This window comes from Flavobacterium sp. B330r, assembly GCF_056824325.1.
On the sequence record NZ_CP124860.1, the window covers coordinates 2,271,281 to 2,295,338 of the forward strand.

General features: G+C 34.8%; 14 protein-coding genes and 1 tRNA gene. 4 read left to right on the plus strand and 11 right to left on the minus strand.

Features of this window, described 5'->3' with window-relative positions; genetic code table 11:
- Positions 1-169 precede the first annotated feature (169 nt).
- The 8 genes from QLQ95_RS10350 to QLQ95_RS10385 all read right to left on the minus strand — a co-directional run bounded on the left by QLQ95_RS10350 (position 170) and on the right by QLQ95_RS10385 (position 12,762).
- The gene (locus QLQ95_RS10350) at positions 170-1,837 is read right to left on the minus strand and encodes an alpha-amylase family glycosyl hydrolase (protein ID WP_320493460.1); all 1,668 of its coding nucleotides are present in this window, start codon (positions 1,835-1,837) and stop codon (positions 170-172) included.
- A 215-nt stretch (positions 1,838-2,052) separates the two neighbouring features.
- On the minus strand, positions 2,053-3,915 hold the full coding sequence (locus QLQ95_RS10355) for a glycoside hydrolase family 13 protein (protein WP_482503707.1): 1,863 nt from the start codon (positions 3,913-3,915) through the stop codon (positions 2,053-2,055).
- 12 nt (positions 3,916-3,927) lie between these two features.
- A complete protein-coding gene (locus QLQ95_RS10360; protein ID WP_320493458.1) occupies positions 3,928-4,623 on the minus strand; it encodes a carboxylesterase family protein in 696 nt (231 codons plus the stop codon).
- Positions 4,624-4,746: 123 nt separating this feature from the next.
- Positions 4,747-6,861: a glycoside hydrolase family 97 protein gene (locus tag QLQ95_RS10365; RefSeq protein WP_482503709.1), complete on the minus strand. Its 2,115-nt coding sequence runs from the start codon at positions 6,859-6,861 to the stop codon at positions 4,747-4,749.
- Between the two features lie 28 nt (positions 6,862-6,889).
- Positions 6,890-9,193, minus strand: coding sequence for a glycoside hydrolase family 65 protein (locus QLQ95_RS10370; protein ID WP_482503711.1), 2,304 nt, complete (start codon positions 9,191-9,193; stop codon positions 6,890-6,892).
- Between the two features lie 193 nt (positions 9,194-9,386).
- Positions 9,387-10,046: a beta-phosphoglucomutase gene (gene pgmB, locus QLQ95_RS10375; protein WP_482503713.1), complete on the minus strand. Its 660-nt coding sequence runs from the start codon at positions 10,044-10,046 to the stop codon at positions 9,387-9,389.
- The gene (locus tag QLQ95_RS10380) at positions 10,039-11,556 is read right to left on the minus strand and encodes an MFS transporter (protein WP_482503715.1); all 1,518 of its coding nucleotides are present in this window, start codon (positions 11,554-11,556) and stop codon (positions 10,039-10,041) included. Before QLQ95_RS10380 ends, pgmB begins: the two co-directional genes overlap by 8 nt.
- A gap of 174 nt (positions 11,557-11,730) precedes the next feature.
- On the minus strand, positions 11,731-12,762 hold the full coding sequence (locus tag QLQ95_RS10385; RefSeq protein ID WP_482503717.1) for a LacI family DNA-binding transcriptional regulator: 1,032 nt from the start codon (positions 12,760-12,762) through the stop codon (positions 11,731-11,733).
- A 236-nt stretch (positions 12,763-12,998) separates the two neighbouring features.
- Here QLQ95_RS10385 and QLQ95_RS10390 point away from each other — a divergent pair, with 236 nt between their 5' ends.
- From QLQ95_RS10390 to QLQ95_RS10405, 4 genes are all read left to right on the plus strand, one after another.
- The gene (locus QLQ95_RS10390) at positions 12,999-15,980 is read left to right on the plus strand and encodes a SusC/RagA family TonB-linked outer membrane protein (RefSeq protein WP_320493453.1); all 2,982 of its coding nucleotides are present in this window, start codon (positions 12,999-13,001) and stop codon (positions 15,978-15,980) included.
- Between the two features lie 36 nt (positions 15,981-16,016).
- Positions 16,017-17,621, plus strand: coding sequence for a RagB/SusD family nutrient uptake outer membrane protein (locus QLQ95_RS10395; protein WP_320493452.1), 1,605 nt, complete (start codon positions 16,017-16,019; stop codon positions 17,619-17,621).
- Between the two features lie 19 nt (positions 17,622-17,640).
- Positions 17,641-18,738 (plus strand): SusE domain-containing protein, encoded by a 1,098-nt coding sequence (locus QLQ95_RS10400; RefSeq protein WP_482503719.1) that lies wholly within the window; start codon positions 17,641-17,643, stop codon positions 18,736-18,738.
- An 83-nt stretch (positions 18,739-18,821) separates the two neighbouring features.
- The gene (locus QLQ95_RS10405; protein WP_482503721.1) at positions 18,822-21,692 is read left to right on the plus strand and encodes an alpha-amylase family glycosyl hydrolase; all 2,871 of its coding nucleotides are present in this window, start codon (positions 18,822-18,824) and stop codon (positions 21,690-21,692) included.
- Between the two features lie 149 nt (positions 21,693-21,841).
- Here the strand turns inward: QLQ95_RS10405 and QLQ95_RS10410 are convergent, their stop codons facing one another.
- The 3 genes from QLQ95_RS10410 to QLQ95_RS10420 form a co-directional block, all read right to left on the minus strand.
- The gene (locus tag QLQ95_RS10410; protein ID WP_095928146.1) at positions 21,842-22,081 is read right to left on the minus strand and encodes a DUF6814 family protein; all 240 of its coding nucleotides are present in this window, start codon (positions 22,079-22,081) and stop codon (positions 21,842-21,844) included.
- A gap of 14 nt (positions 22,082-22,095) precedes the next feature.
- Positions 22,096-23,589 carry an MFS transporter gene (locus tag QLQ95_RS10415; protein WP_320493449.1) on the minus strand — a complete coding sequence of 498 codons (1,494 nt, stop codon included), beginning with the start codon at positions 23,587-23,589 and terminating at the stop codon, positions 22,096-22,098.
- Between the two features lie 362 nt (positions 23,590-23,951).
- Positions 23,952-24,024, minus strand: a tRNA-Phe gene (locus QLQ95_RS10420).
- Positions 24,025-24,058: the final 34 nt, after the last annotated feature.

Sequence of the window (24,058 nt, forward strand, 5' to 3'; positions counted from 1 at the left end):
CGGGAGCAAATATTATAAAAAAATGTTAGCCACAGATTATTAGGATTAAAAGAATTTTAAAATCTGTAGTAAATTATATGTCTCTCGCAGATTTAGGAGATGGAGCAGATAATTAAAAAAGAAATCCGCCGAATCTGCAAAATCTGCGAGAGAAAAAATATTTATTGGTTTAAATCTCTTCTAGTAAAACAATATCAAAATCGTTGTCTATAATTACTTTTCCATCAATTACTTCGACTTCCTGATTTGAATAAGTATCTTTTAATTTTGTTCCGTTTGGGAAGACATCGCCAACAGGAAGCTCTTTTCTGCCTTTTGGTAAATCTACTCCCATCACGACTTTATCTGTAAAGGAACCTTTAATAAACGTTCTGGAAAAAGTATAAGGATACGGATTAATGAGTTTATGAACTCCAGCTCCAACCGCAGGATGATTTCGTCTAAACTGACCTAATTTCTGCCAGTGTAAAAGTGTTTTTTGTGTTTCAGGATTGTTCTGAATCTCCTCCCAATTCATGTTAGAACGTAGAGTTGCATCGCCTTGAGTCCCTTCAACAACTAAAGAACGATTTGATTCATCACCATAATAAACCTGAGACATTCCAGGCGAAAGCAATAGTTTGTTGGCTGTTTCGATGTTTTTTGTTCGGTTCGCATCAAAAGGTTGTCCGTCGTCGTGAGAAGACATATAATTAAGGACAGAATAGCCTTTTAAGTCATTGTTTAAAGCGTTAGAATATTTCGAAAATAAACCTTCATAATCGTTTTGAGCAGCATTCCATTTGAATTCAAAATTGATCATGCTATTGAAACCATTTTGGAAATAATTTACTTTTCGATCTCCAAAATCATAATCCTGCCCACCGCTGATTCCGTAACCGTAAACTTCGGCAATAGTATAAAACGGATTCTGATCTAAAACCTGCAAAGGATGATGTTTTTTCCAAGTCTCAAATGCATAATCACATTCTTTTTTAAAGTCTGCCCAAACTCCTTCTTCGGTATGTTTTACAGTATCGGCGCGATAGCCGTCAATTCCGAATTCCAGAATATAATCGGTCAACCATTTTATAATGTAATATTTTGGTGTTCTTGGATATCCTGTTCTTTTAAAGAAATCATTCAACGAAGCAATTTCTTTTTCATAACGGCCTTCTTTTTTCCATTTTTCTATTAAAAAAGGAGGGAGTTCGACTTCTTGTACACTTTCAGTTCTAATATCTGGAAGATTGTCAACCAAAGTACACATCGTAGTATTTTCAAAAGATTTATAATCGCATACTACGCCAGTTCTTACCCAGTCAGAAGGCCAAACGGGATCTTCTGGAGTTACTGGTCCTGTATGATTAATTACGCCATCCAGAATTATTCTGATGCCTTTTTCGTGTGCTTTTTTTACCAGATTGGCTAAATCTTCTTTTGTTCCAAAGTTCGGATCGAGAGCTGTCCAATCTTTTGCCCAATAACCGTGAAAGCCATAACTCAATCCAGTTCCTTCGTCAACGCCATCATGAATCTGTTCGACAATCGGCGTAAGCCAAATGGCATTGATTCCTAATTTTTCAAAATATCCCGATTCTATTTTTTTGGTAATTCCGATGATGTCACCACCTTCAAATCCACGTAGTTTTCCGGGAGTTTTGGTTCGATTGAAATTGACGTCGTTGGAAGTGTCTCCATTGTAAAAACGGTCTGTAAGTAAAAAATAAACATTTGCCCCTTCCCAAACGAAAGGTGTTTTCGAAGTATTTTCGTTATTCATTGTAACTGATTTTGAGCCAGAACAACTCATTGTTAAGTATACTAAAGATAAAAAAAGGAAAGTGTATTTTTTCATTATTTTAGAATATTTTAGGATGGATTGTGTTGAAAAAAATAGCCACGAATTCACGAATTATTTTTTAAAATCTGTGAGAATAAAAATTCGTGAATTCGTGGCGGAAAAATAGTTTCTCGCAGATTTGGCAGATTTTTTTTTTAAAATTATCTGCTCACTCGAGCGTAAGCGAACAGGCGAATCAATCTCCTAAATCTGCGAGAGAAAAAACATTGTTATTCCAATTCTAAAACCAAAGCTGATTTTGGTTCTAAAGTAATTTCAGAAGCTAAATCGAATGTTTTTCCTGAAATAACATCTTTTCCTGATTTGTAGTTTTTGATGCTTTCTTTAAAGCGGTTTGTTTTTACAACCTGCTCTTTTGCATTGTTATTGAAAACCACCATAACCGTTTTATTATCAGTATATCTGAAATACACATACGTATTATTTTCTGGAATATAATGCTTCATTTTTCCGAAATGAACCGCTTCGTTTGTTTTTCTCCAGTTGAATAATTTTGCACTGAAATCAAAGTAAGCCGCTTGTTCTGGAGTTCTTCCTTCTTTGGTGAAAGCATTGTTTTTGTCCCCAGCCCATCCGCCTGGAAAATCCTGACGAATATCGGCATCTCCGCCTTTGCCTTTATCTCCACCCATTCCGATCTCTGAACCGTAATAGATTTGCGGAATTCCACGAACTGTTGCCAATAAAGTCATTGCCAGTTTGTATTTTGGTAAATCATATTTGAATTTTTCATTCATACGATCCGTGTCATGATTTTCGGCAAAAACCAAAATGTTATTGGTATTTGGATATAGAAAATCCATAGCAAAATTGTTGTAGAATTTAATCAATCCGCTATCCCAGTTTGGCTCATCTTCACTAAAGGCAGAAGTAATCTGACTTTGAAGCGTAAAATCCATTACACTTGGAAGATTCGAATTGTAGTTTTCAATAGCACCAATTTTACTGTCTTTCTGCCAAAAAGCTAAATTTGCTTGATTGTGCATCCAGATTTCACCTACAATGTTAAAATTAGGGTATTCATCTGTAATAGATTTTGCCCAATTTGCCATAGCAGTTTTATCTGAGTAGTTATAAGTATCTACTCTGAAACCATCAAGATTTGCAAATTCAATCCACCAGATTGCATTTTGAGTTAAATATTTTGCAACCAAAGGATTTCTAAGATTTAAGTCTGGCATTGAAGGCACAAACCAGCCGTCAACACAAACTTTCTGATCTATTTTAGAAGCGTGAATATCTGTAATTACTTCACGTCTGTGATGCGTTTGTGTAAAAGTTTCAAATTGATTGAACCATGTTTTGGTTGGAATATCTTTCATCATCCAATGCGTAATTCCCCAGTGATTGGTAACATAATCCATAACCAGTTTCATGTTCTTTTTGTGCATTTCTGCCGATAAACGAGCGTAATCATCGTTTGTTCCGTAACGCGGATCAATTTTGTAAACATCCGATTGTCCGTACGTATGATACGAATGCTGTTTGTCGTTGTCTTCACATAAAGGCGTGCTCCAGATTGTAGTCGCGCCAAGAGAAGAAATATAATCTAAGTTTTTGATAATTCCTTCAATATCTCCGCCGTGACGTCCGCTTGGATCTTGACGGTTTCCTTTTTCAGTTAAAGAAGCGTCGCTGTCATTTTTAGGATTTCCGTTAGCAAAACGATCTGGCATGATTAAGTACATCAAATCAGATGCGTCGTAACTTTTTCTGTCTGCCGAATTTGCTCTTCTTTCTTTTAGAGTATATTTTTGTTTAAAGGCAACTTTATTATTGTTTTTGAAAGAGAAAACCAATTCAGAAGTTTTTACGTCTTTTGTATCGATTGTCACGAAAAGATAGTTCGGGTTTTCTGTTTTTTCTACATTTTTAATTACAACATTGTTTGAAACCGAAGCTTCATACTGTGCAATGTTTTTTCCGTAGAACATAATCTGCAGTTCTGAATTTTTCATTCCAGCGTACCAGAAAGGCGGTTCTACTTTTTGAATTTGCGCTTTCGCGGAAGCGGAAAACAACAATACCAATAAGGCTAATTTATAGATAATAGATGTTTTTTGATTTTTCATAGTTTGTAATTTTTATTTCTTTTGTTCAAGCATCCATTTATAAATTTCAGGATTTGTTTCATAGAGATATTGAATCTCATGTCCTTCATTTTCTAAACGAGTAAACTTGAATTTATTCTTAGTTTCACACGATTCAAGACCTTTTGCAATTCTTTCCGTTTCACTAAATGGGATTTTATCATCGGCTGTGCCATGAAAAGCCCAAATTGGAATTTTACTAAGATTGCAAACTCTCGTTAAATCGCTGTCGTTAATTCCGCCGCAAAGCGCAACAACTGCAGCAAATTGGTCAGGAAAGTCTAGAGCTGTAATGTAAGCTCCGTAACCGCCCATGCTAATTCCGGTAATGTAAATTCTGCTTTTATCAATTCTATATTTTGCTTCTAAATCGGCAAATAATGTTTCAAACCAATTTTCTGTCGACCAGTATTTATTATCTGGACATTGAGGCGAAGCAATTATAAAATCAAAATTTTGTCCTTTTTCAACTAAATAAGGTAAACCGTATGTTTTGAGCTTATTTAAATCATTTCCTTTCTGCCCTCCGCCATGAAGATAAATTACAAGTGGATATTTTTTATTTTCTTTTGAATAGTCTTTTGGCACGTATAATAAATAATCATATTTCGCTGCAACTTTCTGTTGAGAGTAGCTGTTAAGAGTCAAAAGTGTTATTAAAATAATTAAAAAGCTTGATTTGTAATTCATTTAAATCGGATTTAAGTAGGATTATGATTTATGCCTAACAGATTTTGAAACCTGTTAGGATAAGCTTTTTGCAATTTAAAAAAAAGACAAGTAATCTTGGGGTTAATTACTTGTCTTTAAAAATTATTTGTTTTCAATAATGCTTATCGCATAACCTCCACCTGGAGCAGAAAACTGAGATAATTTTGATTTGTTTGTTACAGCAATTTTTTTGATAGTATAAGCCTGCGGATTAGTTTTGTAATGCGCATCTTTTGCATCAGCATAAATTGTTGCGGTATATTTTTTACCTTTTTCAAGGAAACCGAAATCGATGTTTGAAGTACGTGGCGTTTCTCCGTTTACGTTTCCAACAAACCAGTTATTTGTTCCCTTTGCTTTACGAGCAACAGTGATAAAATCTCCTGGCTCAGCTTCAATATATTTACTTTCTGACCAGTCTACAGCCACATCTTTAATGAATTGGAATGCATCTAGAAAACGGTTGTAGTTTTCTGGAGTATCAGCAGCCATTTGCAACGGGCTGTACATAGTAACGTATAATGCCAATTGGTTTGCAATTGTACTGTTTACATGCGATTTGTTATCAGGATTCATTTTGCTAATATCCATTTCGAAAATCCCAGGAGTATAATCCATTGGACCACCAATTAAACGTGTAAATGGTAAAACGGTAACGTGATTTGGTTTAGAACCTCCAAAAGCTTGGTATTCTGTTCCTCTTGCAGCTTCGTTTCCAATTAAGTTAGGATACGTTCTAGCAATTCCTGTTGGACGAACTGCTTCGTGAGCGTTCACCATAATTTTATAATCAGCTGCTTTTTCGATAGCGTATTGATAATGGTTTACAATCCATTGGCTGTAGTGGTTTTCGCCTCTTGGCAAAATATCACCTACGTAACCGCTTTTTACAGCATCATATCCATTATCATTCATGAATTTGTAAGCAGCATCCATGTGGCGCTCGTAGTTACGAACAGATCCTGAAGTTTCGTGGTGCATGATGATTTTTACACCTTTAGATTTTGCATATTCATGCAGACCTTTTACATCGAAATCTGGGTATGGAGTCAAGAAATCAAAAACATAATCTTTAGAATGTCCAAACCAGTCTTCCCAGCCTTCGTTCCAGCCTTCAACCAAAACAGCATCAAAACCGTGCTGTGCAGCAAAATCAATGTATTTTTTCACATTAGCATTGTTTGCTCCGTGTGTTCCGTTTGGTTTTGCTTTCGCGAAATCAGTAACTCCCAATTGTACTGTTGGGTAATCATTAGTGTATGACCAAGAGCTTTTTCCTGTAATCATTTCCCACCAAACACCAACGTATTTTACTGGTTTAATCCAAGAAGTATTTTCAATTTTTGATGGATCATTTAAGTTATAAGTCATTTTTGAAGCTAAGATTTCTCTAGCATCATCGCTTACAATAATCGTTCTCCAAGGTGAATGATTTGGTGCTTGCATATGACCTTTATCTCCTTTTGCATCTGGAGTTAACCAAGAGGTGAAAGTCATGTTTTTATCATCTAAATTCAAGTGCATACAAGAATAGTCAATTAAAGCCGCTTCGTGTAAGTTGATATAGATTCCGTCGTTTGTTTTTAACATCAAAGAAGTCTGAACTCCTGTTGGCGAAAAAGATTTTTGTGAAACGTTTGCTGTATATGCTTTTTCAGATAATCCTCTAATTTCAGATAATTTCGATTTTGTGTAATCATATTCTTGAGTATCATAATCTCCTGGAATCCAGAAAGCAGTATGATCTCCAGTCATAGCAAATTGAGATCTTTCTTCTTTAATTACAAAATAAGTAAGATTCTTTTGTGCTGGGAATTCATATCTAAATCCAAGTCCATCTTCGAATAAACGGAAACGGATAATAATTTGTCTGTCTGTTCCTTTTTGATTTAAAGTAACCGCTAACTCATTATAATGATTTCTAATGTGATCTACTTCTCCCCAAACCGGTTTCCAAGTTTCGTCAAAAGTGGAAGTTTTAGTATCAGCAATTGTAAAGTCGTTTAATAAAGATTTTTTGTCATCTTTAAGTTCAAGACCCAATTTACTGGTTTTTACAACTTCTTTGTTTTTGTATTTTAAATTGTAAGTTGGAGTTCCGTCGTTTTGAAGAGAAAATTCCATTACGAACTTGCCTTCGGGTGATTTTAATTGCTGCGCTTTTGCAACAGTGCTGAACGCAAACAAAATTAAACTTGCGAAAAATAAGTTTTTCATGTTTTTTAGATTTTTAGTGTATTGTAATTTAATTTATTTGTACAAATTTACTTGCAATTTCAGGTTTTCCGTTAACGATAATTGTTAAATCTTTATCGCCATCTATAGTAAATGTTGTTTCATTGTGATTTACAGCTACTTTTAAAATTTGATTTCTGAAATTAATTTTAAAAGAATACCCTTTCCATTCTTTTGGAATTTTTGGTGAGAAATGAAGCTGGTCATTTTTAACACGCATTCCTCCAAAGCCTTCCACGATACTCATCCATGTACCGGCCATTGACGTGATATGACAACCTTCTTCCACTTCTTTATTATAATCATCCAAATCCAGACGAGAAGTTCTTAAATAAAATGTATATGCCATGTCCATTTTATCTAAAGCTGCAGCTTGAATCGAGTGCACGCAAGGCGAAAGCGAACTTTCGTGTACGGTAAATGATTCATAAAATTCGAAATTGCGTTTTAATTCTTCTTTTGAGAAATGATCTTCGAAGAAATAAAAACCTTGTAAAACGTCTGCCTGTTTGATGTATGGCGAACGCAACACACGATCCCAAGACCATTTTTGGTTAATCGGGCGTTGTGAACGATCTAAATCTTTTACCGGAACTAAATCTTTGTCTAAGAAACCATCTTGCTGTAAGTAGATTCCAAGTTCTTCAGAAATAGGGAAGTACATATCGTCTGCCACTTTTTTCCATTCTTTGATTTCTTCAGATGAAAGATTAACTTTCTCCATCACTCTTTTGTGATCTGCTGGATATTCTGAAGCTACTTTTTCGATTTGTTCTGAAGCAAAATCAATACACCATTTGGCAATATAATTGGTATAGAAATTATTGTTGATGTTGTTTTCGTATTCGTTTGGACCAGTAACTCCAAGAATTACGTACTGATTTTTATCTTTTGAGAAAGAAGCTCTTTGGTGCCAGAAACGTGCAATACCAATTAAAACTTCTAAACCTTTTTCTGGAATATAAGAGTAATCGCCCGTGTAACGGTTATAGTTGTAAATTGCAAAAGCAATCGCACCATTTCTATGGATTTCTTCGTGTGTGATTTCCCATTCGTTGTGGCATTCTTCACCATTCATGGTAACCATTGGATACAACGCTGCGCCGTTTTTGAAACCTAAATTATCCTTAGCATTTTCAATCGCTTTGTCTAATTGATTGTAACGATACGTCAATAAGTTTCTTGCAACCTGCTGGTCTTTTGTTGCCATATAAAACGGAATACAATAAGCCTCAGTGTCCCAATAAGTAGATCCGCCGTATTTTTCTCCTGTAAATCCTTTTGGACCAATATTTAAACGAGAATCTTTTCCTGAATACGTTTGGTTTAATTGGAAAATGTTGAAACGAATTCCCTGTTGTGCTTTTACATCTCCTTCAATGGTAATATCTGACATTTCCCAAACTTTTGCCCAAGCCTCAATTTGATTTTGAAGCAAAGTATCATATCCTAAGGCAACCGCAGATTTGATTACTTTTTCGGCTCCAGCCAAAGTATTTTCGTGGTTTAAAGAAACCGTATAACCTCCAATTTTTTGGATTGTTGAGGTTTGTCCTTTTGCGATAATAGTACCGTACGTATATTGAACTTTATCTACAGTTGAATCGATTGTTGATGGCGAAACATTGATGTTTTCTCCATTTGCCAAAATCGTATTGTGCATAAAAGTCGTTACTTTAAAATGCGTTTTGAAAGTTTGAGCCGTTACAAAAGCTTCATTTGTACCTTTTTTAACTTCCAAAGGTTCCCAGAATTTTTCTTCCCAGTTGGCATCTTCATTGGTTACACCAGCGTCGATATAGGGTTTATAAACGATTTTTGCATCTTTATTTAAAGGTGTAATATCGTATTTGATCACTCCAGCTTCGTCTAAATCTAAGGAAAGAAAACGACGAATGTTTACCGCAATCTCAGTTCCGTTTTTAAGAACAGCTTCAAAAGAACGATTGTACCATCCTTCTTTCATATTCAATTCTCTACGGAAATTTTTAACTTCGGTACAATTGTGTAAATCAAGGTTTTCTTCGTTGATTTCAATATCAATTCCAATCCAGTTTGGTGCATTTAGTACTTTGGCGAAATATTTCGGATAACCGTTTTTCCACCAGCCCACTTTTGTTTTATCTGGATAATAAATCCCTGCGATATAACTTCCTTGGAATGTTTCGCCAGAATATGCTTCTTCAAAATTCGCACGCTGCCCCATAGCACCGTTTCCGATACTAAAAAGACTTTCGGACGATTTTACTCTTTCGACATCAAATCCTTCTTCTATTATGGACCAATTGTCTGGTTTTATATAATCTTGATTCATTTTTAAATTAGATAATGTGGCAATTTGAGGAATTAGAAAATGTGTCAATTTGATAATTAGATAATTATTTTTTTGACGCTTTTTTTACCTTTTGAACTGCTTGGTTGTTCTACGTTTTTTTTAAGTGAAATAATTTGTCGATCTGATCATTAAATAATTCTCATTTTAGAAATTATCTAATTATCAAATTTTCTTATTGACTAATTAAATCGTTAATAAAGCTTGTTTCCATTTGGGTAAAATCTTTAAAAATATGATCAGCTTCATGTAAAATTGTTTCCTCACCAATTCCAACACTTACCATTTCTGCGATGTTTGCTGCCTGAATTCCAGCAACAGAGTCTTCAAATACAATTGAATTTTTTGGATCAATGTTTAATAAGTGAGCCGCTTTTAAGAAAACTTCAGGATCTGGTTTTGCATTGCTGACATCGTTTCCGTCAACAATAACATCGAAGTAAGACAGAATCTCTGTTTTTTCTAAAATGGGTCTTGCATTTTTGCTGGCAGAGCCCAATGCAATTCCTTGATTTTTATCTTTTAATAGTTTTAGAATTGTAATAACTCCTGGAAGAACCTCACTTTCGTCCATGTCAACTAAATAAGATAAATAATCTTCGTTTTTCTGAATTAGCCATTTGTCTTTGTCTTCCTGAGAAGCCTCAACATTTCCTAATCCAAGTATTATATCCAACGAACGAACTCGGCTTACGCCCTTAAGAAGTTCGTTGTCTTCATGTGTAAAATTTATATTTAACGACTGAGCAATTTTTTGCCAAGCCAAAAAGTGGTATTTAGCGGTATCAACGATCACGCCGTCAAGATCGAAGATGAATGCTTTTTTATTATTCATGGATTTCAATTTTAGTTTTACTATTTACTCTAAGAGTCAATAATCCTGCGAAAATCATTGATACACCTCCAATTATTAGAGCGTAAATAGGTTCATTATGGAAGAATTGTTTGATTACGAATCCTAATATCGTAGCGGCTACGATTTGCGGAATTACTACGAAAAAGTTAAAAACTCCCATATAATAACCCATTTTTGCAGCTGGCAAAGCACCAGACAACATAGCATAAGGCATTGATAAAATACTTGCCCATGCAATACCAACGCCTAGCATTGGAAGGATAAGCATTTGTTTGTCACCAATAAAATAAATTGAAATTAAACCAACACCTCCAGCGCATAAGGCCAATAAGTGTGTTGCTCTAACGCCTACTTTTTTTGCAATAATTGGCAGTAAAAAGGCAACTGCAGCGGCAATTCCGTTGTAAACTGTAAACAATACCGAAACCCAGTCGGCGGCATCATTGTAGGTTTTCGAAGTTGTGTCTGTAGTTCCAAAAATATGCTGTGTGACTGCTTGAGTTGTATAAATCCACATTGAGAAAAGCGCAAACCAAGAGAAAAATTGAACCCAAGCTAATTTTTGCATTGTTTTTGGCATATTCAATAAATCGGTCATGATTATGGTAAAACCATTCTGAACTTTTTTTGTTCGTAGTTGCGATGCAATTACAAATAAAATACCCATGAAAATTAGACCAATAAATAGAATATAAAGTTCTTTTGCCAGGCTGTTTTCGAAAATTAAAAATGAAATTAATGCTCCGATACCAGCAAACAATAATCCTAAAAGCAATTGTTTTTTTGTAGAAACGCCAGATTCTGTTTCAGAATTTGATATGCCTTCGGAGTCTTTTTTGCTGTTAGCTTCAAAAGCATGAAGTTCTTCAGGCGTATATTCGGTTGATTTAAAAACGGTCCATAAAACGGAAAGCAGAAAAACGATTCCGCCAATATAAAATGACCATTTTACGGCATCCGGAATAATTCCTTTTGGCGCAACATTGCTGACATCAAAAACATTTGTGAAAAGATAGGGCAGAACAGAACCAACAACGGCACCGGTACCAATAAAGAAACTCTGCATAACAAAGCCCAAGGCACGCTGATGGTCGGGTAAATTATCGCCTACGAAAGCACGGAAAGGTTCCATTGAAACGTTGATCGAAGCATCCATTATCCATAAAGTTCCTGCAGCAATCCATAAAGTTGGAGAGTTGGGCATTACGAACAAAGCCATCGATGACAAAATAGCGCCAATTAAAAAATAGGGGCGTCGTCTCCCTAAACGAGTCCAAGTTCTATCACTGAAATAACCAATAACGGGCTGAATAATTAAACCTGAAACAGGCGCAGCAATCCACAAAATTGGGATTTCATCTATTTTAGCACCAAGGGTTTCAAAAATTCTTGAAGTATTTGCGTTTTGCAGTGCAAAACCAAATTGTATTCCTAAGAAACCGAAACTCATGTTCCAAATTTCCCAGAAACTTAATTTACGCTTTTCCATTATCGTAATTTGAAAAATTATACGATAAGCGCCTTGCTTATCAAAACTTTGTTCTTTTCGAAGTAAAACTAAAAGCCTTGACGGGCGTAAAATTATAAATTATTTTTTTATTTATGCTAATAAAAAAGCCATAAATATTTTTTATGGCTTTAGAAAGTGTTGATTTTAAGTTTTTTAGTCAGTAGATTCTCTTTTTATTAAATGAGTTTCGATAACTTCTGTGGTGTAATTTTCAGTATGTTCTTCGTCGTCATCTTCTTCTGTTTCAAGTCTTTCAATAAGCATTTTTGCCGCTTTATTGCCCATTTTTTCTCCACTTTGGCTAACGGTTGTAATTGTTGGAGTTGAGTATTTTGAAATGATTCCGTCAGTAAATGCAATTACAGCTAAATCTTCAGGAACTTTTAATCCCATTTTATTTGCTGTTTTGATAATTGTTACAGCAAAAAGCTCATTTACAGCAAAAACGGCATCAAAAGCTCTTTCATGCAAAAGCTGACTAATGGTTATTTCGCAAGTTTCTACATCTTCAATTTTTATGATTAAATCTTCATTAAAAGGCAATCCATTGTCTAATAATGCTTTTTCGTAACCGTCGGTTCTCAGTTTTCCAACACTTACATAATCGACCGTGGTCACAAGAGCGATCTTCTTGCGGCCATTGTCAATTAAACTTTGAACTGCTTCATAGGCTGCAGATTTATCATCAATAATTACTTTATCGCATAATATATCGTTTGTAACGCGATCAAACATTACTACAGGCATTCCTTGATTGATGACTTCGGTAATGTGGTGAAAGTCGCCTTTAAATTGTGTTTCTTTAGAAAGAGACATGATAAAACCATCAATACTTCCGTTGGCTAACATCTCCATATTTAGAACTTCTTTATCAAAAGAATCGTCTGATACACAGATAACTACGCTGTATCCGTATTCGTTTGCCACTTGCTCTACTCCGTTGATGACAGTAGAGAAAAAGTAGTGTACGATTTCTGGAATAATAATCCCGATACTCTTGGTTTTTCGGTTCTTTAAACTAAGGGCAATATTGTTGGGCTTGTAGTTGTAAAACTTCGCAAAAGCCTGCACTTTTAGTCGTGTTTCTTCGCCAATTTCTAGACTGTTTCTAAGTGATTTTGAGACAGTTGAGATAGACACGTCAAGCTCCTTTGCAATCTGTTTGAGGGTTATTTTACGTTTCATGGAGTTAATTGAAAAAAATCTAATTAATAATAAAGGTGTGCAATATTTTTGGTATTTGCAATTTTAACGCTAAAAGATTACAAAAAATAGAAAGTTTTCAACACTACCACGTTTTCGTAAAGCAATAAAAATTGTCTCTGGTTGAGCATGTTAATAAATTCATAATTTTGGAATTCGAAGTAAAATTAAAAACTTAACTAACAGTCAAAAACTCAAAACTAATTTAAACAAAAAGTATGAAAACAATTTACAAAAAGTTGTTATTTTTATTCCTTCTGCTTCCGTTTACAGTACTAGCTCAGAGTACTTTAAGTGGAGTAGTAACTGATCATGCCACAGGTCAGCCAATACCAGGGGTAAATGTAAATGTACAAGGTTCCGCAACTGGTACCTCTACAGATTTTGATGGTAAATTCCAATTGCCAAATTTAAAAAATGGAGACAAGATTTTAGTTTCATTTATTGGATACAAAACAGCGACTATTGTCTTTAATGGTCAGAAAAACTTGCCAGTATCTTTAGAAGAAGATACCAATCAATTGCAAGAAGTTGTAGTGCAGGTTGGTTACGGAACTGTTAAGAAAAAAGACGCAACAGGATCTGTTTCTCAAATTTCTGCCAAAGAATTTAATAAAGGTATCAACGTTACTCCAGAATCTTTGATTGGTGGACGTATTGCTGGTGTAAATGTTGTTGGAGGAGGTGCTCCAGGAGCAAAAGCAGATATTAGAATTCGTGGAGGATCTTCATTAAGTGCTTCAAACGACCCATTGATTATTTTAGATGGACTTCCTTTAAGCAACGCTGTTCCAAGTGGTGCTACAAGTATATTGTCGACAATTGACCCAAATGATATTGAGTCATTTACAGTTCTTAAAGATGCTTCTGCAGCGGCTATTTACGGTTCACGTGCAGCAAATGGTGTAATCGTAATTACAACTAAAAAAGGAACTAAAGGTGGTGTAAAAGTGAACTTCAGCTCTCAAGTTGGTATCAATACAGTGGCTAATACAGTTGATGTTTTAAATGCAGATCAATTTAGAAGTTTTGTAAACTCAAAAGGATCTGATGCTCAAAAAGCATTAATGGGTACTGCAAATACAAACTGGCAAGATGAAATTTTCCATACAGCTTTAACAACAAACAATAATATCTCTGTAAGCGGTGCTTTATTCAATAAATTACCAGTACGTTTATCTGTTGGTAATGTTGATAATCCAGGAATCTTAAGAAACACTTCTTTTGAAAGAACAACGACATCGATATCGTTAAATCCAGTATTGTTTGATAATCACTTAAAAATTGATATTAGCGGAAACTTATCTTTCAGCAAAAATCAATTTCAAGACGAAGATGCGGTTATTGGTTCTGCAATTAGTTTTGATCCAACACAATCTCCTTACGAAGCGGGTTCTCGTTACGGAGGATATTTTGAATGGTTGGAGCCAAACGGAAACTTAGCATTATTACCTGCTAAAAACCCAGTTGCAAGATTAAATCAAGAAGACAAAAGATCTAAATCTACTAGAAAATGGGGTAACATCAGCCTTGATTATAAATTCCATTTCTTCGAAGATTTAAGATTTGTTGCAGAAGCTGGTATCGATAGATTCGACAGTAGCGGATACAACAGACAAAGTACAGAAAGTGCTTTAGGATATCAGCCAAACCCATTCAGTTCTGGAAACTGGGTAAATTTAGGAAACGATAATACGTACACAGATGATCTTCAAAACAAAAACTTGAATGCGTATTTTGTGTATAGCAAAACTTTTGGAAAACTTAAATTGGATGCTACAGCTGGTTACAACTATCAGTTGTTCCAAAAAGAAAAATACCAATCTGGAGAGCTTACACAGCCTGCAGCTAGTAGAAATGAAGATGTTATTACTGATCCAGATATTAATTTACAATCTTATTTTGGACGTGTGAATTTAGGTTGGGACAGTAAATATTTATTGACTTTAAACTACAGAAGAGACGGAACTTCTCGTTTCTCTGAAGAAAACAGATGGGGTAACTTTATGGGAGGTGCTTTTGCATGGAATATTGCTGAAGAGTCTTTCTTAAAAGATAACGAAACACTTTCTAGTTTGAAATTAAGAGTTGGTTACGGTACTACAGGTCAGCAAGATATTTCTGCTCAGTATGACTATTTAAGAAGAGTTACACTTGGTACGGTTAATACTCAATATGTATTTAATGGTGTTGTTTACAGAACAGCTAGACCAGAAGGATATAACCAAAATATCAAATGGGAAGAATTGGCTGAGATGAATATCGGAGTTGATTTTGGATTCTTAAAAGATAGAATTACTGGATCTGTTAACTATTTTGATAAAAAATCATCTGACTTATTAGCTGATGTATTAGTGCCAGATGGTGCTAACTTGAGAAACCAAGGATTTAATAATATTGGTGATTTAAGAACTAAAGGGGTTGAATTCAGCCTTCAGTCAGATATCATCAAAAAAGATAATTTAACTTGGAACGTAGCGGTTAATGCTACTTATTTAGACCAAAAAATTGAGAGTTTAGGTCAGACTGTTGAAGGTTTCCAAGGTTATGAAGTAGGAGATAATATTAAAGGTGGAAACGGAAATAAAGTTTTAATTAATACAGTTGGATCTGCTCCAAATTCATTCTTTGTATACGAGCAATTGTATGATGCAAACAAAAAACCTATTGCTGGAGCTTATGTTGACAGAAATGGAGATGGTAAAATTGATGGAAATGATCGTTACAGATACAAAAAACCAACAGCAGATTATACTTTCGGTTTATTCTCAACTTTAAACTACAAAAAGTTTGATTTTACAATGAACTGGAGAGCAAGTTTAGGAAATTACATTTTTGATAACGTAAATTCTAACTTAGGATATTCAGATGCAGGTTTAAGAAGACAAACAGACTTATCAAACGTAAGTTCAGATTATTTAAATACTGGATTTACTTATGAAGATAATGGAACTCAGCGTTATTTATCTAATTACTATGTAAAAGATGCTTCTTTCATCAAATTAGATAACGTAACAGTTGGTTATACTTTGGATAAAGCTTTATTGAAAGCTGCTTCTTTAAGATTCTCAGCAGGTGTTCAAAATGTTTTTGTACTTACAAAATATGATGGATTAGATCCGGAGAAATTCAACGGAATCGATGGTAACGTTTATCCAAGAGCAAGAACATTCTTGTTTGGAGTAAATGCAAGTTTCTAATAGTACATTGAAAAACAAAATTTTAAAACATACAAAATGAAAATATCATTTAAATATATATCTTATTTCTTCCTATTTATTTTAGGAATAAGTATGACGCTTACTTCGTGTACTGACGATTTAAACGTGACACCAAAAGATGATGATGAATTTTTATCGGAAACTTTTTTTGAAGATCCAGCATCTTACAAGCAGGTTTTAGCAAAATTATATGCTGGACTTTATGTAGGAGGAAATGATGGTGACGGACAAGCAGATATTGCTGGTCTTAGCGGGGATTTTAGTAGTTACTTGCGTTTGCTTTTTGTAACGCAAGAATTACCTACAGATGAGGCTGTTATTGCTTGGGCCGATGGTGCTTTGCCAACATTAAACACACAAACATGGTCTCCTGTAAATGAGTTTTTATACGGAACGTATTCTAGAGCATCTTACCATATCAGTTTGGCAAATGAATTTTTAAGACAAACTACAGATGAGAAATTAGAAGCAAGAGGTGTTGATGCAAGTCTAAAAGCTGAAATTGCAACTTTTAGAGCAGAAGCTCGTTTCTTAAGAGCTTATTCTTATGTAAATTTAATGGATTTATTTGGTAATGTGCCAATTACAACAGAAGCTGATCCTGTTGGATTCTTTTATCCAGTACAAAAATCTAGAGCAGAAGTTTTTGCTTTTGTAGAGTCTGAATTAAAAGATTTAGATAATAGTTTAGCAAATGCAAAATCAAATGAATACGGTAGAGTGGATAAGGTAGCGGCTAAATTTTTATTAGCTCAAATTTATTTGAACTCTAAAGTATATACAGGAACAGAAAGAAACAATGACGTAGCAACTTTATGTACTGAAATCATTAATTCAGGATATACATTTGCAAACGTTCCTTATTCTTACTTATTCTCTGCAGATAACAATACAAATGGTGCTCAAAACGAATTTATTTTCCCGATCATAAGTGATGGAAATGCAATTAGAGCAACTGGTGGAGGAATGAGTTTTATTATTCACGCTGCTATTGGAGGAAGTATAGATGCTGCTTCAAGAGGAATGGACGGAGGTTGGTTCGGTACTAGAACTCGTAAAGAATTCGTGGCTCTTTTTCCTGATGCAACTGCTACTGGAGATAAAAGAGGAACATTCCATACTGATGGACAAGCTTTAGATATTACTAATATTTCAACATTTACAGATGGTTATGCTGTGACTAAATATATTAATAAAAAATCGGATGGTTCACCAGCTCAAAGAACTGATATTCCAGATACTGATTTTCCAGTTTTCAGAGTTTCTGATGCTTATTTAATGTATGCTGAAGCTGTTGTACGTGGTGCAACTACAGGTAATTTGGCAACTGCTGTAGATTATGTAAACCAAATTAGAACAAGAGCAGGAGCAACTACAATATCAAGTGCAAATTTAACTCTTGATTTTCTTTTGGCAGAAAGAGGTAGAGAGTTATTCTGGGAGTGCCACAGAAGAACAGATTTGATTCGTTTTGGAAAATTTACAGGAGGAAGCAAGATCTGGCAATGGAAAGGTGGCGTAATGAATGGTATGGCAACAGATTCATATAGAGACTTAATGCCTATTCCTTCTAAGACAATTCAGGCGAACCCTACATTGAAACAAAATCCTGGGTACTAATATCTAATAGAACTGTAAAATGAAAAATATATATAAAATTTTAATCGCATTTATTGGTGTGCTATTGGTGTCGTGTAATGCGGACTCTGTAGACGAAAGACCAGTGCTTAATGTTGTTGCAGCTCCAGAAATTACAGCGCCAACAACAGGTCAGAATTATGTTCTTGATGTTGATAAAGCATCAGACGAAGTAGCTAAATTTACTTGGTCGGCTGCGCAATATTCTTCAACTGTAGCAATAAAGTATACTTTGCTTATTGATAAGAAAGGCGGAGATTTTACTGCTGCAAAAACATTGCAAAGTACTACAAACAGTATTACTGAGGTTTCTGTACTAGGTAAAGAATTAAATCAAGCAGCAATTGATTTAGGAGGAAAACCAGAAGAAGCGGCTCAGTATGATGTAAAAATTACTGCTAATGTTTCTGGAGGTTTTGTTCAAGTTGGAAAAAACTTAATTACAATTAGTGTTACTCCTTATTTAGGAAGAGTTACTTATGATTTCACAGATTGGTATCTAATAGGAGCGGCTGTTGCTGGCGGATGGGATAATAATGTTGATACGAAACATCAGCCAATGTTCAGAGATGGTAAAGATGATACAAAATATAAATTTGTTGGTTATTTCAAAGCAGGTAACTTTAAACTAATATCTGTAAAAGGAAGCTGGGATTCTCAATTGGGGAAAGCAGATGACAGTTCGATTGAAATTAAAAATAATGCAGGTGAATTTACAATTCCAGCAGATGGATATTATAATTTCCAGTTTAATACCAAAACTTTAAAATATACTTTGACACCTTACACAGATGCTGCATCAATAGCAAAATTATATGATACTGTTGGTGTTATAGGAAGCAGTACTCCTGGTGGCTGGGATGCTTCTACTGCATTAGATAAATCGACTTTTGACAAACATGCGTGGTCATTAGGATCAACAAGCTTAAATGATGGAGAAGCAAAATTCAGAGCGAATAATGCATGGGATGTTTCATGGGGTGGAACTACTGCTTTTTCTGGTGGAGGAACTGGGGATAATATACCGGTTGCAAAATCTAAATATGTAATTTATTTCAATGATTTAGACGGAAGTTATTTGATGATTCCAAATCAATAAAAACTTCAGTTAATAACTGAAAAAGGGCTATCTCAGATAGCCCTTTTTTAATCAAACTTACTAATCAAATAACCACACTGATTATGAAAAAAACTTTACTATCAATATTTTTATTGATGGGACTAACTGCTTTTGCCCAACAGCAAACGGTTAGTTTTTCAATAAATCCGCCCACTTTTGAAGATACCACTTCCATAACTATTTCAATTGCAGGAACAAGTGTTAATGAAGGCACTTGGGGAATTACAGACAATGCCTTATATCTTTGGTCGTGGTCTTATGATATAAATGATACAAATCAAGCAGATTCTCCTTCAAACGGATCTTGGACCGCTTCAAACGAAGCCAGCAGATTTACATACAATGCAGGAGCCGATACGTATACCAAAACATTTATACCCTCTGTATATTTTGGCAGAAACGGAATAGGCAGAATAGGTTTTTTGGTTAAAGCAAAAGACGGATCTGGATCAAGACAATCTCAAGATGCCGTTGCTGAAGTAGGAGCTTTTCAGGTAAATCTCACTTCGCCAGTTGAGAATAGTGCTTTAATTATAGCTTCTGGATCAAATTTTAATATCGTTGCAACAAATACAAATGGAGCGGCAAGTTATTCTTTAAAAGCAAATGGAGTAGTTATAAATGCGAATGCAAGTACAGCAAGCTATTCCTATTCTCATACAAATGTTACAAGCAATCAGATGTATGAATTGAGTGTCACTCAAGCAGGAGTTACCCTTATAAAGAAGTTTTCGGTTGTTGTAAATCCGAATACCGTTTCTGAAGCAATGCCAACAGGATTGGTTGATGGAATTAATTATTCTAGTGATGTTTCAAAAGCAACATTAGTGCTTGATGCTCCATCAAAAGATTTTGTTTACGTTGCCGGAAGTTTCAATAACTGGCAGCCTACATCGGCGTATGCCATGAAAAAAGACCCTGCTTCGGGAAAGTTTTGGTTAGAATTGACTGGATTGGTTTCAGGTGTAAATAATACTTTTCAATATTGGGTTGTAGATGCTTCGCCGCTGGCTAATTCTCCATCTTTAGTAAAAACAGCAGATCCTTACTCAACTTTGGTTTTATCTCCTTATGATGATCCTTGGATTCCAGCATCTTCCTATCCAAATTTACCAGTTTACCCAACAGGCCAACAATTTGAAGTTACCGTTCTTAAAACAGGACAGACTCCATACAACTGGCAGGTTACAAACTTTGTAAAATCAGAAAAAGAAAAACTGGTGGTTTACGAAGTTTTGGTTCGTGATTTTGATGCTTCTCGCAATTTTCAAAGTTTAATAGATAAGATAGATTATTTTAAAAACCTTAAAATAAATGCTATTCAGCTAATGCCGGTAATGGAGTTTGAAGGCAATGAAAGCTGGGGTTACAATACTTCATTTCATATGGCTTTAGATAAGTTTTATGGAACTTCGGATAAACTAAAAGAGTTTATCGATTTGTGTCATCAAAATGAGATCGCAGTAATTTTGGATGTTGCCTTAAATCATGCTTTTGGAAGAAATCCGATGGTTAGAATGTGGATGAATGATCCTGATGGAGACGGTTTTGGATCGCCAACAGCAGAAAATCCATATTTTAATACCGTGGCAAAACATACTTATAGTGTAGGAGAGGACTTTAATCATCAGTCGGATAAAACGCAATATTATGTAGAAAGAGTAATTAAACAATGGATTGAAGAGTATAAAATTGATGGATTTCGATGGGATTTAACCAAAGGATTTACTCAAGCTTGTACGGCTTCAGATAATGCATGTACTGATGGTTATCAGCAAGATAGAGTAGATGTTTTAAAAAAATATGCCGATTATTCTTGGAGTTTAGATCCAACTCATTATACCATTTTTGAGCATTTAGGAAGTGACGCCGAAGAAAAACAATGGGCAGATTATAAAATTTCTGAAACGCCAAGTAAAGGAGTGATGATGTGGGGGAAAATGACAAAAGAGTACAATCAATTGTCAATGGGATATGCTTCTGAAAGTAATATTTTTAGAATGAATAGTGCAAACCGCGGATTTGCTGCCAACCGTTTAATGGGGTATGCAGAAAGCCATGACGAAGAACGTTTAATGTATAAAAATGTACAATACGGAGCTTCAAACGGAAGTTATAATGTAAAAACATTAAATACAGCTTTGTCAAGAATGTCGGCAATTGGTGCCGTTTCTTTATTAATTCCAGGACCAAAAATGATTTGGCATTTTGGTGAACTAGGCTGGGAGAAGTCTATTTTTACCTGCAATGATGATTCTGTAAATTCAGATTTTGATGCTGTAGGCGGAGATTGTAAATTAGATACAAAGCCACAGCCTCAATGGGTAAACAATTGGCTTGGAAATTCTAATCGTAATAAGATTTATAACGATTGGGCAAAAATGATTACACTTAAAAAAACGGAGCCCGTTTTTTTAGGTACAGCCATAATTCCAGACGCCAATACATTAACTTTAAATGTAAAGATTACGAATGCAAATCTTACTTCAGCACAGTTAAAAGATGTCTTGATTCTAGCTAATTTCGATACTTCGGCACAAAATATTTCAACTGGTTTTCCATATACAGGAATTTGGTATAATTTGATGGATAACACGACAATAAATGTTATCGATGTAAACGCCCCAATTAATTTACCAGCTGGAGAGTATAGAATTTATGGTAATAAAACAGCAAACTTGGCAATTGAAGATTTCGAAAAAGGAAGCCAAGTTAATTTATATCCAAATCCTGTTGCCGATTATTTTACTTTAGGATTCAAAACTTCAAAAGTAGAGATCTATTCTGTTACAGGACAATTAGTAAAAACATTTAATACAAACGGAAATACAGATTATCAATTCTCTGTAAGCAGTTTAGCATCTGGATTATATCTAGTAAAAACGTTTGACGAATATAATAAGGTTCGCGTTGTGAAGTTTATTAAAAATTAGGTTTGGTTAGTAATGAAAAAGGGCTGTCTAGAAATGGACAGCCTTTTTTTTTGTTAAGTAGTTTTTTAATGCAAATGTTTTATTTTAATGTTTTTTATATCTTTTGAAGTAATTGAATAAGCAGATATTATTTTTTGTGTTAGCTATAATTATTTATTTGTTTTTCTTTTAGGGTCGTTATATTCTCCAATTAAAGAATAATATCCAAATGTTCCTAATCCCATAACGATTAGCGGAGTAAGTATAAATAAAATTATTACACCAAATACTAAATCGTCTTGTTGGTCTGAAAGAAGTTTGGGCAAACCAAATTCAAACACGCAAAAATAAGCAGCAGCTGCGGCCAAAGCAATCCATAACGCCCCTAAAACTTGTTTAATCGCATTCATTTTTTTTGTAAATTTTAAAGGTGAGTAATTTTGTTTTTGTTGTCAATATAAATCATCCCAATAACAAAGCAGATTCCAGCAATAATTATAGGATACCATAATCCATCCAGATAAAAATCGGCTTTGCCTGCTGTTTTGGCGTGTGATACAAAGTAAGTAGAGATAGCAGGGAGCAATCCTCCAAAAATTCCATTTCCAACATGATAAGGCAATGACATAGAAGTATATCTAATTTTAGTTGGAAACATCTCCACCAAAAATGCCGCAATTGGACCGTAAACCATGGTCACAAATAGTACTTGAATAAAAACCAGAAAAATTAAAGCCCATTTATCATTTGGAGTTATTTGAATGGAGACACTTGTTTGCACATCTTTTTTCTCCATGTACGTTTTTTTCTCCATTACGGTTGTACCATCTGTATATTTTTTTTGAATGGTTGTAACAGAACTTCCATCAGCTTTCTTTTCGGTTGTTTCTCTAGGATTTTCTACGATTTCTATTTTTTTGCTAATGTCTGTTGTGTTGTACATTGCCTTATAAATAGGTCTATAGGATAAAATTGCCAATAGCATCCCGAACATCATAATGTATTTGCGTCCAATTTTGTCGCTCAGCCATCCAAAAACAATAAAAAATGGAGTTCCAATTAAAAGAGCAATTCCTAATAATTCATCAACTTGAGAAGAATCAACATTCATTACCGTTTTCATAAAGCTCATTGCATAGAATTGACCTGTATACCAAACAACACCTTGTCCCATTGTCGCTCCGAACAAAGCCAAAAGAACAAATTTTAAATTATATCGGTTTCCAAAACTCTCCTTTAACGGATTTGTGCTTGTGGTTCCTTCTTTTTTAGCTTTCGCAAAAACTGGAGATTCGTCCATGTTTTTTCGAATTAAATACGAAACTCCAACCATCGCAATCGAAACCCAAAACGGAACGCGCCATCCCCATAAATCAAAAGCTTCGGCAGAAAGCACGCTTTTAGTTGCTAGAATAACCATTAGAGAAATAAATAAACCAACAGTAGCTGTAGTCTGAATCCAAGAAGTCCAATATCCTTTTTCTCCAGCAGGTGCGTGTTCGGCTACATACGTAGCGGCTCCGCCATATTCACCTCCAAGAGCAAGCCCTTGCAGTAGGCGTAAAATCAGAACTAATAAAGGAGCGAGAAAACCAATCGTTTCGTAACTCGGAATACAGCCAATTAGAAAAGTAGAACCACCCATTAATAGTAAGGTAGCCATGAAAGTGTATTTACGCCCAATAATATCGCCAAGTCTCCCAAAGAATAAAGCTCCAAAAGGTCGAACTACAAATCCTGCGGCAAATGTGGCCAAAGTAGATAAAAACGCTGCGGTTGGATTGTCGTTTGGAAAAAATTTAGTTGAAATAACGACAGCCAGACTGCCAAAAATGTAAAAATCGTACCATTCGATCATGGTGCCCATAGAAGAGGCTGAAATTACTTTCCAAATGCCCTTAGTAGAAGTTTTGCTCATAAAACTGCTTTGAGATCTTGTTAATGAATGAATTCTAAAAATACAGTTTTACGAATATAGAAGATATTTCGTTATTCACTTAATACTTTTTTAACAAAAACTATTTATTTGTTGACATTTGGATTTAACCGCTAAGGCGCAAAGAAAAAGCGCAAAGGTTCGCAACGTTTTTTTGAATTGGCTCACAAAAGAAAATTTGAAGAGGGTTTAACCGCAAAGAGCGCAAAGAAAAAACGCAAAGGTTCGCAAAGTTTAATTTTAAAAACTTTGCGAACCTTTGCGTAAACCCTAGCGTTCCTTGCGGTTTAAAAAAACAGAAAAGTATAAAAACAAAAAACCCGAATATTTCTATTCGGGTTTCGTGGTACCTCCAGGGATCGAACCAGGGACACATGGATTTTCAGTCCATTGCTCTACCATCTGAGCTAAGGTACCGTGCTTGTTGCGGGTGCAAATATATAATCATTTT